Raw genomic sequence first — 15,545 nt, forward strand, 5'->3', positions numbered from 1 at the left:
ACAGTAGGAATGTCTTTATACTCTCTCTTTTAAAGGTAACATACTGAATTTATAATAATAATTCATTTCTATGCATGTTGAATGAGAGTCGCGAAAATCATAGAATTCTCTGATTCCAAATCTGTTGATGTTGAATCAATCAAAACCATTTTCTTGCACGTCACAAGCAGGCAAGCCTGCGTGGATAAAAATTGTACAAGAAAGAACTAAAAATACCTCTTATTAAACTGCCTCAAGTACCAAAGGGTGTAGCGTTGCAACATTTTAGGGCTGGAAAAGTGTATGATGATATCGGCTCGCTTCTTCATAAGCGTAAAGATTGGGAGTTCAATGGCTTTACCGGTATATCATTCATGGATGACGTGGCGAAATGGGCTTGAGTGCATTGAGAGATGTCTCTTTAAAACAAGTGTGTGAATGTACAACCCAATGGCGTTTTGTTTTACGTGAAGAGGGGCTCCATTAAAGGGCACGAGCATTTTTTTTCATCTATAATTCCAGATATGCAAATTATTCCTTGAATTTAAGTAAACATTTTGAATTTTATTCAATTTTTCTGCCTTAAGTTAGAGTTTTTTAGTGGCTTATAGACAAACAACTTAAAGTTGTTTAAATCAAAAAAATACACTAAAAAATTGCATTTAGACATAAATAAAACACATTATGATACAATCTAAACCGAGCTACCTATGTGGCCGCGGGATATTTTTCTAAATAATTGAGAGTGGAGTGTGGATAATGCGGTATAAATACAAATTAAGTTTTTCAGTATTGATGATCAGTAGTTGTCTTTTGCAATCTGCAAGTGTAGTTGAGAGTAGGAATAGAGTGCTAACAAGAGCAACATATGTGGTAAATAGAGAAGAGGAAGAAAAAAAATTAGAACAGATTGCTAGTTTTTTCAAGAATAATATTACGATTGAATATGGTGATGTAGAGCTTGTTGAAAATGGAGAAAGTTCTGTAGGTTCCACTATTAAAAAAGGAGGGATGCAAATAGTTACACGGGCAGGAATTGCAATGAACGCCAAAATTTTGGGAGGTCAGCAGTTTATTCATGAAGAGCCATATATTGATCTTACAAGCGTGGAGAGAAAAAGTAGTGCATATAATTCCACAGTTACTGGGGATGGTGGAACAGTTGGACAGCAGAATGTGTATGATGGAGCGTGGGGTTGGTATACGAAAGTGGGAGATAACGGAGAACAAAATCTTTATGCAGGACAAAGAAAAGAGGGGGGAAAATCAATGTATGCTGAGGTCTCTGGGAATGGGAGACAGCACGTCTTAGCGTTAGGAGAATCTTATGCTACTAATTTGAAAGATCATGCTATTCAAGTTGTATATCCTGAAGGGTTTGTGGATGGTCTGACTGTTAACAACTTTGCTAAATCGTGGTTCCATGTTGGTGTACAAGAGGTCCTTGGAGAAGTAAGGATCAATGATCACGGAGAACTTTATTTATTCGCTGGTGATAGGACAAATCATACGACTAAGAAAAAAATTCCTATAAAGGACAGAGTGGATGAAACAATATTTGAGGTTGGTGAACGGAATATGGGAGAAAAACCTCAGATTGAAATTGAAGATTTAGGGGGGCAAAATGGGACTGTTATTTTTACTTCTATACCGTATGATCCACGACATATTTCACTTCATGTTGAGAAACTTTCAGGGAGTTTACATTTTCGATTCAATATTAGTGCTACGGGGGATTCGAGTGATTACTTATCGATTGATGAGGGCGCCGGTAATCACAAAATAAGCGTTGCAGATTCTGGTCGTGAAATTACAGGTCTTCTCTCACAAAAGAATAGTTTGGTCACAGGGATTAATTTAATTACCGATAGAAGCCACAATGGAGGCGCTAATTTTACTCTGGCAGACCTTTCGGGTAAGGATATTACAGCTGTTGATGGTGGGGCCTATCAATATCAATTGCTAAAGAGAGATAGATGTGCTGATTCTAGTGGTAGTGCTACAATTTGGTATTTAGGAAGAGCCTCTGGAGGTACGACACGTTCGAATACTGAAGCACAGTGTGTAAACAAGAAAACGAAGATTCCTCTTGCATTATCTGATCAAGGTGCTTCTTCTAGAGAAAAAAATACAGGCTCTCGTAAACCTACTATAAAACAACCAGCTAAACCACGACCTCCACGTCATTTAAGAGGGGCACAGAATGTCTCTAGTGTTTCTGTATCTCCCTCTCAAGAAAATCAGACTCTTGTAGCGTTACCTCCATCAGGTCCTCATCCTTTTTCTGATGAAAAACAACAAACTGCTGTTTCAACCTCTTCTCAATCTTTAGCCGATCAAATGACTTTGCGTCCAGTTCATAAAGAACACCCTTTTCCACAATTGAGTGAGAAACTTTCAGTTTCTCACTTTTTGACCACTCCCTCTACAGATGCGGTATTGTCTATGTCTGCGGCTCCAGCGATGATTTTTCACAATGAAATGCAAACCGTACGTGCGGGAAGAGGAATTCTAGATAAAAGTAAAAAGAATGCAGCTTTATGGACCTATGCGATTAAATCTAAAGAGAGCATTGCTACAGAGCATATAGATTTTAAACTGGATCAGACCGGTATCGTTTTGGGGATCAATGGTTTAAGCGAGTGGGAAAATGGAGAGTTTTATATAGGTGGTTTTAGCAGTTATGATCGTGCCCGTGTTGCGCATGCACGGGGGGGTAACAGTGGAATCAATACTTATGGTATTGGTGCTTATGTCACTTATTTTGATCATAGTGGATGGTATCTCGATGGTATTTTAAAATACAATCATTATCAAAATACTCTAAAAGCCGTTTCAACGAATGGTTTAGAGATTGAAGGAACATATACTCAAAGGGCATTGGGAACTTCCTTTGAAGCTGGTTATCGACTTAAGACGTCAAAGAACAGTTGGTTACAGCCTTATGGACAATTTACATGGTTACAAGTTGAGGGTAAAGAAATCAAGTTATCGAATGATATGACAGGTGACATGCGTCCATTCACTTCATTACGCAGTGAGGTTGGTTTATCTTTAGGGTATGAATTTGGTTCACACATGGATTCCTCATCGCTTGCGTATATTACAGCAGCATGGTTGCGTGAGAATAAAGATGACAATCAAACGTTAATTAATCAACGCCATCCATTTACCACTGACTTATCGGGGAATGCAGGTAAATTAGGAATAGGTTTAAGCAGTTTAGTGAGTGAGAAGTTAAAGTTATATGGTGAGGCACATTATATTAAAGGGCGTAAAACAAAACAGTCCCTTCAGGGTGTTTTAGGTGTACGCTATAGTTTCTAACGATATGGTTATTTTTTAATTGATCTCAATGATAATTTTGATGGAAAGCGTTGAGGAATATAAAAGAAGTTCAACATTTGCTAAGGAGCGGTAGCGCATCTTTATGATGGGATGAGCAATTGCAGGTGTTTTTATTAAAGTCTTCTTTATAATTCATTCTATATTTTTGAGAATTTGTATAGAATTTTGCAGAGTCACTTGGCAAAGGGCTCCTTGCTCGCTATAGAAATGGCTAGAGAATATTATAAATGAAATAAAGGTGGTTAAATGGCTTTAGAGCGTACTTTTTCGATGATTAAACCAGACGCAACCCGTCGTAATTTGACTGGCGCAATTACTAAAATGCTTGAGGATGCGGAGCTACGTGTTATTGCGTCTAAACGTGTCTGGATGAGCAAACGTGAGGCTGAAAAATTTTATGCTGTTCATAAAGAACGTCCTTTTTTTAGTGAATTGGTTGAATTCATGTCTTCTGGTCCAACCGTTGTACAAGTTTTGGAAGGTGAAAATGCAATAGCTAAAAACCGTGAAGTAATGGGGGCTACGAATCCTAGTGATGCAGAAGAAGGGACAATTCGTAAGGTTCATGCTTTATCGATTGGCGAAAATTCTGTCCATGGATCCGATAGTGCTGAAACGGCAAAAACAGAAATCGCCTTTTGGTTTCCTGAGGTAGAAATTGTTGGTTAATAAAGCGTTTATAAGAAGCAAAAATCCGAAACACTATGTTTCGGTTTTTTGCTTATAAGATTATAGATTTTTTTGAAAGCATATAGAGCATTAATCGTTTTTTTAGCTTTTAATATTACAGCTGCTTTTACGAAAATATAAAGCCTATTTACTCTTTTTTGAAGAGTTTTTATCTACACGTCCCCCTTATTTGTAATGTGCAAAACAGTGTTTGATTGATTTATCATTAATAAAAATAAATCAATCTTATGCTATTCTTATCTCTTATTTAAGTACAAAAAGATAAATTATCATTATAAATCTCCATACTCTTCATAGGATAACGTGTTTTAAACCTGCACGAAAATAATCCCACCCTGTCCACAATGTAAGGAGGGCAGAAATCCACAACATAGTAATGCCAAACTCTACTGTGTAAGGGAAAATTTTATTACCGGCTGGTCCAGCTAAAAGAAATACAATAGCGATCATCTGTACAAAAGTTTTCCATTTTGCAAGACGAGAGACAGGAACACTAACTTTTAACTCAGCCAAATATTCACGTAATCCTGATACAAGAATTTCTCTGCAAAGAATGATAATAGCTGCCCATAGTGTCCACCCAGCGATGGTACTGTCTGCGGCAAGCAAGAGCAAACAAGCAGAGACGAGAAGTTTATCGGCAATTGGATCTAACATGCGACCAATATTGGATGTTTGTTCCCAAATACGAGCAAGGTAACCGTCAAGAAAGTCAGTAATGGATGCAACGATAAAAATAGAAACAGCAATCCAGCGAGTGATATCACTTGATTGTAGTCGCCCTTCTAAAAAAAAGCATGCAACAACCATTGGGACTGCAACAATTCGTGCATAAGTTAAAATATTTGGAAAAGAAAAAGTATGATTTTTCATGGAGCCATTTTTAATTCTTTTGAAAGAGAATATATTTCCTAAACGTAACAAGGCGAAGGTTATGAAACAAGCCTATTTTTCATGAAAATGGTTATAAATTTTTTGTGCAATTGTCATAGAGATTCCCGTAACTTTTTTTAAATCTTCAAATGAGGCACTAGCAACAGCTTTGGCACTTCCAAAATGATGAAGCAATGCACGCTTTCTTGTCGGACCGATATTTTCGATTTCATCAAGTGGGTTTTTGAATGTTGCTTTTTTTCGTTTTATCCTATGAGTTCCAATCGCAAAACGGTGTGCTTCATCACGCAGACGTTGCAAAAAATAGAGGATAGGATCACGTGGAGGAAGTGTAAAGGGGGGAATACCTTTTATAAAAAATCGTTCACGTCCCGCATGACGGTCAACACCTTTGGCGATTCCAACAACTGTGAAGAGATCATTTAATTGTAATTCAGCAAGTATTGCATGTACGCTGTTGATTTGTCCTTCACCACCATCGATTAAGATAAGGTCAGGCCAAATGGGAAAAAGATCATCATCTTTTATGTCATGACTTCTATTTGGCAGATCATACTCTTTGATAAGGCGTGAAAATCTTCGTTTAATCACTTCTTTCATCATGCCAAAATCATCGCCAGGCGTGATATCTGTTGAGCGAATGTTGAATTTTCGATATTGATTTTTAATAAATCCCATTTGACCAGCAACAATCATAGCTCCTACAGCATTTGTTCCCATGATATGAGAATTGTCATAGACTTCTATCCGGCGTGGAGGAAAAGGTAGTTGGAATGTTTTAGCAAGACCTTGAAGCAATTTTGTATGGGTGGCTGTTTCAGAAAGCTTATGTTCAAGTGCTTCATGAGCATTGAGATAGGCACGATTAACAAGAGTTTTTCGTTCACCTTGTTTAGGTAAAGAGAGGGACACTTTGTGATTTGCTTTAAGACTAAATGCCTCTGTAAGAAGTGTCTTTTCTTCAATTTCTTCAGATAAAAGGATGCTTTTAGGAAGTGGTTTATCATCGTAAAATTGGGCAAGAAAACTCGCTAAAATTTCAGTGCGGGAAAAAGAGGGATCTGCTTTAGGAAAATAGGCACGGTTTCCCCAATTTTGCCCCATGCGAAAAAAGAACACTTGAATACAGGTCATTCCTTCTTTTTGCGCAATTGCAAATACATCCGCTTCTTTTATCGTTTGAGGATTAATACTTTGATGGCTTTGTATGTGAGAAAGGGCTGATAAGCGGTCACGATAGGAAGCTGCTTGTTCAAAATCAAGATTTTCTGCGGCTTTATGCATAGCTTGAACCATATCGTTTTTAATAGATTGATCTTTTCCCGAAAGGAACGCTTTTGCTCCTTTCACCAGTTCTTTATAATCACTGTCACTAATTTCATGAGTACAAGGTGCAGAACATCGCTTAATTTGATAAAGCAAACAGGGGCGTGTACGGTTTTCAAAAACTGAATCAGTACAGGTTCGTAATAAAAAGGCGCGTTGTAAAATATGAACTGTTTGTGTCACTGCACCAGCAGAAGCAAAAGGACCAAAATAGTGAGCTTTTCGTGTTCGAGCACCACGATGTTTGTAAAGTGCAGGCACTTGATGATCATCTGTAATCATAATATAAGGAAAACTTTTATCATCACGTAGGAGTACATTAAAATGTGGATGCAATCTTTTGATGAGATTGGCTTCTAAAAGGAGTGCTTCTGTTTCTGTATGGGTGACAATAAATTCCATATGATATGTTGCACGAATCATGCGGGTAATACGATTATTGTGTCCTTGTTCACGTGTATAGCTTGAAACACGTTTTTTGAGATTACGGGCTTTGCCAACATAAAGAATATCACCATTTTCACCAATCATCCGGTAAACCCCTGGCTTATGCGGAAGGTGTCTAACAAACTCTTGTATGAACTTGATACCTTGGAATTGATTTTTCTCATTGCTTTGATTAGCATTATGCCATGTAATATTAGAGAGAAAAGAAAGATTTTCCCGTTCATTTTGCGGACAATTTGTATTATTTTTCAGGACCATTCCGTTTATTACGAATATGTTGTTTGTTTAATATATGAAATATTCTTTTTTGTTAAATAATGATTATTTATGTCTTTATATTTTTTTCTATAAATAATATCTTATAACATAAGAGTGTGATTTTAGAGAGCCGATCTTTCATAAAAAATATGAGAGTTGTTATTCTAAGACAGCTTTATGAATTTGCCCAATTTATCCATTAAAATGATTGAAATAAGAAATCCATGATGATTAAGAGGACAGGCTTTCTAAAAAAAATAATTCACGCTGATCGTTATTAGCTTACCATTATAATATGTTGATATTATCCAAAGAATCAAAGAACTTTATCATTTAATGCCTTTGTATTTTACAACATGATATTTGATTTAGGAAAAATATTAGAGAAAGATCTAAAATAATAGATGTTCTTTTTGAAGCCACTTATGCGTTATTTTGGCATTTTCATCTTGTCCAAGACGGTTGATAAGAAAGGGGCTGAGTTTTTTCATTTCTTCTTCCAAAAGGTAGGGAGGGTTAATAATAATCATACCACTTCCATTCATTGTCGGTGGACTTGAATTTTTTCGGATACGCATTTCAAGCTGTAGAATCTTAGGAATTCCGGTTTGATAAAGCGCTTGAAGAAAACTTTCAATTTCTTTGTCATATTTAACAGGATACCATAAAGCGTAGATTCCTCCAGAAAAGCGACGATAGGCTTTCGTTAATCCATCAATAAGGCGGGAAAACTCTCCAGCTTTTTCAAAGGGAGGGTCAACAAGGATAAAACCACGTTTTTCTTTTGGTGGTACATGAGCATTTAAGGAAAGCCAACCATCTAAATGCAGAACTTTTGTTTGATAATCTCCTGCAAAGTTTTTTGCTAAAATATGATAATCTTCATTGTGCAATTCTATTGCGGTGAGGCGATCTTGTTTCCGTAATAATTGACGAATAAGAACAGGAGATCCAGGATAAAATACAATTTCTTTTTCCCCTTTATTGAGGGCATCAATGATATCACACCATGGACAAAGGAGTGTTCTTAAATCTTCTGGGATAGGAGTTGAAAAAAGTCGTTGGACACCTTCGCGCCACTCTCCTGTTTTATGTGCTTCTAAAGAAGAAAGGTCATAAATACCGATTCCAGCATGCGTATCTATAACGCGAAAAGCTTTTTCTTTGCGTTTGAGATATTCTACAATGCGAGTGACAATAATGTGTTTAAAAACATCAGCAAAATTGCCAGCATGATAAATATGCCGATAATTCATGGAGTAAACTCTATCATATGTATAACTGTACCGGATTATTAGCATAGAATAATAGAATTGATATCCATAAAAATACTCTTGTAGAAATCAAACAATACCCTCACTCCCAAATTATACACTACAGAAAAAATATTAATGTCATTAGAGCATTTATTCACAAGGCTATTTTTATACTATGAGATTAATCGTTAAAATTTTAATTTTTTTATATGAAAGATAGACAAGAAGAGACAAAACATTTCAATAGAGATATTTATGTTGTAAGAGAATTTTTTTATGACCGCGGACTCTTTCAGGAAAACTATAAAAAAACTCAATTAACGAGAATATTAGTGAAGTTTGTTGAAAAATTGAAGGGTATCTTTCAAATTCATTCATCAATTTGCTTGTTTAAAGATTAAAGAATTTCAAATGGTTGATAAAAACATTGTTACATTTATAAGTTTTTTAGCAAGCGTAAAATTATGGATAGAGCAATAAAGTGCTGGTGTTATAGTGATAGATTTTTGTAAAAGTGTGAATGAATTTCATTGCTTTAAGCGGAGCCAAAGCTTTACATTATACACGCTAAATAGCTAGGTTATTGTGTATGATGCTAAAATAAAACTTTTGAAAATTGATATGTGCTCTGCAAGCTATCTCAATCAAAATGAGGAATTTTAAACTAAAGTAAATAGGTTTATCTATCTCTAACACTGTATTATCGAGCGACTTTATGAGGTAATCTTATAAAAAAGGCTAGGATAAGAAATTCTTTTTATATGGATTATGCTTCGATACCATGCTTTTGATTGAATGTAATTTTCTATTCATGCCCATTCTGTTTTCAATACTGAGATAGGTTAAACACATGATATTATGAGAACGCATGCCCAGAATCCGGAGACTTGTAATAGTTAGAGCATACAGTGGTTTAGAGAGCTGGTTATATGGAGGTATTTTACTGAATAAAGGCACAAGCTGGTACCTTTTTTATTTTTTAGCAGTATTGCCATACCTCTTGGCACTTGAGTTGGTTCATAAAGTACATTTTTACTCTTTCCGCTAATAGTTTTATTTACACGCCAGATATTTAATTGAATGCTATGATGGCTCATATTTCGTATTGTATATGGAATAATGGATGATAAAATTTCCACCCCAACGCAAAGAATAAATGTTGTGCGTAAGATGATCGTTTTTGAAGAGACTGATGATGTGTTAAGAAAGTTTTTTAGAGATTTTTCTTTCTGATTTTTTTAATTGAATACGTAAAATATTTTACAGCATGTTATGATTTTTATCAGTAAAGGATAATTTGGCGGAAATGTTTGTAATGATATGTAAAGCATTGTTTAAAAGGAAAGACATTGGCTATAGTATTTACAGGAAGATGAGTAACCTAAGAGATCAGATGAAGTTATTTTAGAAAAGTTTTTAAGTGTTTTGAACTTTGTATGAAGTGGTTTATCATTTTTGAATGGTTTGTGTTATAATACGCTAAAAAAGGATGAGAGGATAAAAAGTTCTTTTTGCAATAAAAGCGTGTAATTGCTTTTAAGTTAAGAAGAAAATATATAAGTAAGATATTATATTTGATACATTCTTCAGAGGAAGCATGGATAAATGAAATCAAATTTAAAAGCATAAAGTTAGAGAGAATAATGGGTAATATTTTTTCACCAACGCATTTAATTATAATTTTATTGATTATCTTTGTGCTTTTCGGTCGCGGTAAAATTTCTGAATTAATGGGCGATGTTGCTAAAGGAATTAAAGCCTTCAAAAAAAATATGAAAGAAGAAGATGACGGCATTGAGGATAAAGTTGAAATGGCTCCTACTTCCCAAGTGATTGATGTAGAATCTCAACAATCTCAACCGTTATCGGTAAAACATGCAACAGCGCGCAGAAAGGTTTCTTCTGCTTCTAAAAAAAGCAAAACATCTGTTGCTAAAAAACAGTAACAAAAACGCAATCATCATTGTGCAATATTTTTTGATGAGAAAGTCGAATTGAATTAAGAGATGTTTGGGATTGACGGACCAGAGTTTATCGTAATCTTACTTGTTCTCATCATTGTCGTTGGACCAAAAGATTTACCTAAAATATTAAAGACAGTAGCAAAGATAAGAGCGTATGTGTATTCAACAGCAAATGAACTTCGTCATCAGTTTGATGATGTAATAAAACAAATCGAGCGCGATGATTTGCAAAAAGTATGTTCGGATATTAGCGATTCAAGCAAGAAGTTGGCAGAAACTTTTGATCCCACTCAAAATATATTAGAGGATATCCACGATAATTGGGATGTTAAGGAAACACATCATAAATCAAAAAAAGGTAAAGAAATTTTGGAATGTGATCAAAACGTAATCAAGAAAGATATAACAGTTTCTATAGCTTCTCATCATTCTGAAAACATTTTTGTTTCCCCTAAAGATAAAGATAAAGAAGATATGTCATGAATGCTAAGAAAGATGAAGTTGATGCCCATATGGCACCACTTTTAGAACATTTAATTGAACTTCGTCAGCGAATTATTGCTGCCTTGGTTGCATTTATGATCGCTTTTATGATGTGTTTTCTTGTTAAAGATTATATCTTAAATTTTTTACTATGGCCATATCAGTGGGCAATGAAAATAGCAGGGGGTAATCCTGAGGGTATTCGTTTGCAATCAACGCAAGTATGGGAAACTTTTTTAACGAAGATGAAGCTTTCTGCTTTTGGGGGAATTATTTTATCTTTTCCCTATACGGCTTTTCAGTTTTATAGTTTTATTGCACCAGGGCTTTATAAAAATGAGCGGATGGCTTTTTTACCATTTCTCATTGGGGGGCCTATTTTATTTTGTATTGGGGGAGCGTTTGTTTATGGTCTATTAGCGCCAATAATACTATGGTTTAGCCTTTCTCAACAATTTCTTCCAGATGTTCATTTAAAAATAGAGTTTATAGTGCGTATTTCTGATTATTTGGGCTTTATGACATCATTTATCCTAATTTTTGGTTTGATTTTTCAATTACCTCTTGTCATCAGTCTTTTAACAAAAATTGGATTTTTAACGTCTCATGATTTGGTGTCTAAACGAAAATGGGCTATTTTGCTCTCTTTTATTATTGCGGCAATCATAACGCCGTCGGATTTTTTTACGATGTTTGCAGTGGCTTTACCAACGATAGCACTTTACGAGATTTCAATTTTAATTGCTTACAGTATAGAAAAGAGAAGAAAATCCGCTTAAGAAAAGTGTATAATCTTATGCGATAAGGAATGAATAAAAACAATATAAATGAGGAATTTTTATGCTTGATATTAAGTGGATTCGTGACAATCCTGAGAAATTAGATAAAGCACTCGTAAGTAGAGGTCTTGAGCCACAAGCTGAAAGGTTAATACAACTTGATCTTGCACGTCGGTCGCATATTGCTAAGGTGCAATTGGCGCAGGAACGTCGCAATGCTGTTTCAAAGGAAATAGGACAGGCTTTAGCGGTATCGGATCAGCAAATGGCTGAACGTCTTAGAGCTGAAGTTGAAGAGATTAAAGCTTTTCTTTCCTCTGCAACAGTGGAAGAAAAACAGCTGACGGAGAGTCTTGAGAAAATTCTTTCAGCACTTCCAAATATTCCATTAGATGATGTTCCAGAAGGTAAAGATGAAAGTGATAATGTCGTCATTCGACATTTTGGTACACCTCCAATATTTAATTTTACACCAAAGGAACATTTTGATCTTGGTCAAGATCTCAAACAGATGAATTTTGAACGAGCTAGTCGTTTGTCTGGAACACGTTTTACAGTACTTTCAGGGGCGTTAGCACGGCTAGAACGAGCATTAGGCCAATTTATGCTTGATGTGCATGTCAATGAGAATGGTTACACAGAAGTCTCAGTACCTCTTCTTGTTCGTGATGAGATTGTTTACGGAGCAGCACAATTACCGAAATTTGCTGAAGACCTTTTTCGTACAACAGATGGTCGATGGCTTATTTCCACAGCAGAAGTGCCATTAACCAATTTGGTCAACGATGAAATTTTTGAAATATCAGATTTACCACTGCGATTTTCTTCTTTATCTCCCTGTTTTCGTTCAGAGGCGGGAGCAGCCGGTCGTGATACGCGCGGTATGTTGCGTCAGCATCAATTTTGGAAAGTTGAAATGGTCTCGATTACCAGTGAAGAGCAGTCTTTAATTGAATTGGAACGTATGACGGAATGTGCAGAAGATATATTAAAACGGCTTGGTTTGCCTTTTCGCACAGTGGTTCTTTCTACGGGTGATATGGGGTTTGCAGCGCGTAAAACCTATGACATCGAGGTTTGGCTTCCTGGTCAAGAATGTTATCGTGAAATTTCTAGCTGTTCAGTTTGTGGAGATTTTCAAGGTCGTCGTATGAATGCGCGCTATCGTAAAGACGGCGATAAAAAATTGCATTTTGTTCATAGCCTTAATGGTTCTGGTACGGCTGTTGGACGTTGTCTTATTGCTGTACTTGAAAATTATCAACAGGCTGATGGATCAATTATTATTCCAGATGTTTTACAACCTTATATGGGAGGCATGCGCTGTATTACTGCTTAATTTTACGAAAGGAGAGACAATATGCGTTTATTGCCAAGAGGTGATGATACACAGACGCAAGTTTTTGCCATTTTAAAAGAAGCAGTTTGTCAGTATGATAAAAGTGTACCTCCATTGGAGATTGAATGATACTATGGGGCAAAAGGGTATTTTACAATTTCGTGAGGAGTTAGCCGCTCTTGTACTGAAAATGCGTAGCAAAGGCATTGATGACGTGCGATTTTTTTCGGCATTAGAGAAAATTCCGCGTCAACAGTTTGTTGCTGCTCCTTGGTTCAATAGTGCTTATGATAATAAAGTTATTCCCCTTGAGTGTGGTGAATATATGGAACGTTTGGAAGAACAACTCTTAATTCTTTCGGCATTATCGTTGAAAAAAAGGCATCGTGTCTTAGAAATTGGTACAGGATCTGGTTTTTGTACTGCTCTTATGGCATGTCTGAGTGACCGTGTGACAACGATTGATCGTTATAAAACGCTTGTTGATTTAGCACGCCAAAAATTTCAAACTTTAGGAATTGAAAATATTGTTATACGGCAGATTGATGGAAGTCATAGCGTGACAGGCTTAGGATCATTTGATCGCATTCTTATTTGGCCATCACGTTTTGATGAACCAAAGGAATTTTTAGAACTTTTAGCTGAAAATGGAATTCTCATTCAGGCGATAGGACCTGACGAAGGGGTACAAACGGTGACGCGCTATACAAAAATTGGTAGTCGATTTGAGTGTTTAGAACTGTTCCAAGTGCGTTACCAACCTTTTATTAAAGGCATTGCGGAGATACTTTAATTTTTACAAGCTAAGAAGTTTCTGCAAATTGTCTACGTTAAGTTCATTTTGATCTTATATAAAGATATTTATGAATAAAACATCTCATTTTAACTCTTCGGTAATTTAAAAAAGCTTTAATGGAGTGAGTTGATTATTGATGAGTGAGCAAAACGATGTGTCTAAAAGCTTTGGATAATATTTTCCAGCATAATTTTCAGAGAATAACTTTGTTAGCGGTGGTAACTATTGTTGCTGGTTGTAGTTCTGGTACACAGCGTTTTTCCAATACGTTTTCTCATCGTACGGTATCATCTCAATCAAATATATCAAGCACTATGTATACAGACCCGCGAATGCTATCATACGGTAGTGGTATGATACAAAGCACTGAATTGCCACCTGTGGAATCAAGCGATGATTCGTGGGGAGATGATAATTCCCCCTATAATTTTCCACATCAAGATAGGATAACTTCTTCTGATGGTCGCGTTATGGGCTCCCCTCCACGTAATCTTGGAACACTTTCTCGTTCACAAATGGATAAATCTCCTATTTTTCGCCGGAATTCTTATATTGTCCAGAGTGGAGATACACTGCTCAATATTGCACGACAAGTAGGGGTTAGTGTTGAGGCATTAAAATTAGCAAATGGTATAAACAGCAATTCCATTTATATTGGTCAGGTACTGGTTGTTCCAAGCAGGCGTACATTAGCATCTTCAAATGCACACAATAATAACGATTGGGCAGTGTCAACAACAGAATCTGCATCCCAATCTCAAGTGATGTCCTCTATAAAAAACAAGAAGTCCTCTCCTATATATAAAGCTCCTGTAACAACGCCACCCTCTGCAAAGATGAACAAATCAAGTTCTGAGAAAAATTTTTCTAAACAGATGACGCAATTGAAACATGAGACTGGTTTGTCAAGTACTGTTACGAATACAGATAATATGACGACTCCGCAAGCCACAGGAATTTCTAAGATGCGTTGGCCAGTACGAGGGCGTTTATTAAGCCAGTTCGGTCAAAAAAAGGGAACAGTAATGAATCGAGGAATAGATATTGCAGTGCCTGAAGGGTCTTCGGTAAAGGCGGCAGAAAATGGTGTGGTTATTTACGCGGGAGATGGATTAAAAGAGCTTGGTAATGTTGTGATGATTCGACATGAAAATGATATTATCACTATTTATGGATGTAATAGTAAGCTTGTTGTTAACAAAGGACAAAGGATAAGGCGCGGTGATGAGATTGCTAAATCTGGTGTTTCAGGAAATGTTAAAACGCCACGTGTCTATTTTGAGATGCGTAAGAATTCATTACCTGTTGATCCCCTTAAATATTTAGAAAACTAATTTATTGATAACTTTGACATTTGAATAGTCTTACAGTTTATAGAAAATTCATGAAAAACAATTGATTTTCTTAAATCAATAACATAGCAGCAAAAAATCATTGGTTTCAGGAGAGTAGTTCGTTGGGGTCGTTAGATATTACCATCTTTGTATTTATGAAAGTGTAAGACAATAGTATCATACTGTTTGTCAGCTTTGAGTATTCCAATTGCTCTTGCATTTGAGAGAAGCATGAAAAAAGATATTTCACGCCTTTCTTAAAAAGTTTTTATCGACAGGCTCGTTTCATATGTGTGACGTGCAAGAAAATCGTTTTGATTAATTCAGAAGGTTTGAAATGAGATCGTTTTATTGTATTTAGATCTGTCATTTGATATCAAAAACGATAAATTATCTATATAAATTAAGTTTGTTCATTAGAAAAATTATCTTGTATAATTTATTGAGTTAGTGAAAAGATTTGTATTGTAGGATATACAATAGGGGAAAGTGAATCTATTTTTTAAGATTTTTCTCATTGTATTTTGGTATTCTGCCTCTTAAGGATTTATTGTATTTTTGTAAAGCTGTGATTAGATTATGTAGTTATTGCTTTTTATGATAAATTCTTTAGGAATTTTTTCTGTATCGGAATTTCATTTTAATAGAGTGG

Annotated in this window: 12 protein-coding genes; 9 read left to right on the top strand and 3 right to left on the bottom strand. The window is 35.7% G+C overall.

The features are described from left to right. The first annotated feature begins 191 nt into the window (after positions 1 to 191). From ACFINW_RS02680 to ndk, 3 genes are all read left to right on the top strand, one after another. Entirely contained in the window at positions 192 to 380 is a 189-nt protein-coding gene (locus tag ACFINW_RS02680; RefSeq protein ID WP_375620748.1) for a hypothetical protein, read from the top strand. Between the two features lie 358 nt (positions 381 to 738). Continuing rightward, on the top strand, positions 739 to 3,306 hold the full coding sequence (gene bafA / locus ACFINW_RS02685) for a BafA family autotransporter (protein ID WP_375673762.1): 2,568 nt from the start codon (positions 739 to 741) through the stop codon (positions 3,304 to 3,306). Between the two features lie 267 nt (positions 3,307 to 3,573). Next, complete coding sequence (gene ndk, locus ACFINW_RS02690) at positions 3,574 to 3,996, top strand: nucleoside-diphosphate kinase (protein ID WP_375612918.1); 423 nt, start codon at positions 3,574 to 3,576, stop codon at positions 3,994 to 3,996. Positions 3,997 to 4,308: 312 nt separating this feature from the next. Here ndk and pgsA read toward each other — a convergent pair whose 3' ends face one another. From pgsA to ACFINW_RS02705, 3 genes are all read right to left on the bottom strand, one after another. Then, the gene (gene pgsA / locus ACFINW_RS02695; protein ID WP_273723320.1) at positions 4,309 to 4,890 is read right to left on the bottom strand and encodes a CDP-diacylglycerol--glycerol-3-phosphate 3-phosphatidyltransferase; all 582 of its coding nucleotides are present in this window, start codon (positions 4,888 to 4,890) and stop codon (positions 4,309 to 4,311) included. A 72-nt stretch (positions 4,891 to 4,962) separates the two neighbouring features. Continuing rightward, a complete protein-coding gene (uvrC, locus tag ACFINW_RS02700; protein ID WP_375630189.1) occupies positions 4,963 to 6,942 on the bottom strand; it encodes an excinuclease ABC subunit UvrC in 1,980 nt (659 codons plus the stop codon). 392 nt (positions 6,943 to 7,334) lie between these two features. Beyond that, positions 7,335 to 8,198: a 23S rRNA (adenine(2030)-N(6))-methyltransferase RlmJ gene (locus ACFINW_RS02705; protein ID WP_375620751.1), complete on the bottom strand. Its 864-nt coding sequence runs from the start codon at positions 8,196 to 8,198 to the stop codon at positions 7,335 to 7,337. Between the two features lie 1,643 nt (positions 8,199 to 9,841). Here ACFINW_RS02705 and tatA point away from each other — a divergent pair. From tatA to ACFINW_RS02735, 6 genes are all read left to right on the top strand, one after another. Then, the gene (gene tatA / locus ACFINW_RS02710; RefSeq protein WP_375673763.1) at positions 9,842 to 10,144 is read left to right on the top strand and encodes a twin-arginine translocase TatA/TatE family subunit; all 303 of its coding nucleotides are present in this window, start codon (positions 9,842 to 9,844) and stop codon (positions 10,142 to 10,144) included. Between the two features lie 60 nt (positions 10,145 to 10,204). Next, positions 10,205 to 10,645, top strand: coding sequence for a twin-arginine translocase subunit TatB (locus ACFINW_RS02715; RefSeq protein WP_375640090.1), 441 nt, complete (start codon positions 10,205 to 10,207; stop codon positions 10,643 to 10,645). Further along, positions 10,642 to 11,424 (top strand): twin-arginine translocase subunit TatC, encoded by a 783-nt coding sequence (tatC, locus tag ACFINW_RS02720; protein WP_375640086.1) that lies wholly within the window; start codon positions 10,642 to 10,644, stop codon positions 11,422 to 11,424. The genes ACFINW_RS02715 and tatC overlap by 4 nt, the downstream gene beginning before the upstream one ends. A gap of 61 nt (positions 11,425 to 11,485) precedes the next feature. After that, complete coding sequence (gene serS / locus ACFINW_RS02725; protein ID WP_375620754.1) at positions 11,486 to 12,763, top strand: serine--tRNA ligase; 1,278 nt, start codon at positions 11,486 to 11,488, stop codon at positions 12,761 to 12,763. A 133-nt stretch (positions 12,764 to 12,896) separates the two neighbouring features. Further along, positions 12,897 to 13,556 carry a protein-L-isoaspartate(D-aspartate) O-methyltransferase gene (locus ACFINW_RS02730; protein ID WP_273791164.1) on the top strand — a complete coding sequence of 220 codons (660 nt, stop codon included), beginning with the start codon at positions 12,897 to 12,899 and terminating at the stop codon, positions 13,554 to 13,556. Positions 13,557 to 13,711: 155 nt separating this feature from the next. After that, on the top strand, positions 13,712 to 14,893 hold the full coding sequence (locus tag ACFINW_RS02735) for a peptidoglycan DD-metalloendopeptidase family protein (RefSeq protein WP_375630192.1): 1,182 nt from the start codon (positions 13,712 to 13,714) through the stop codon (positions 14,891 to 14,893). Positions 14,894 to 15,545 lie beyond the last annotated feature (652 nt).

Source organism: Bartonella sp. AA18HLJMS (genome assembly GCF_042197245.1).
GTDB lineage: Bacteria > Pseudomonadota > Alphaproteobacteria > Rhizobiales > Rhizobiaceae > Bartonella.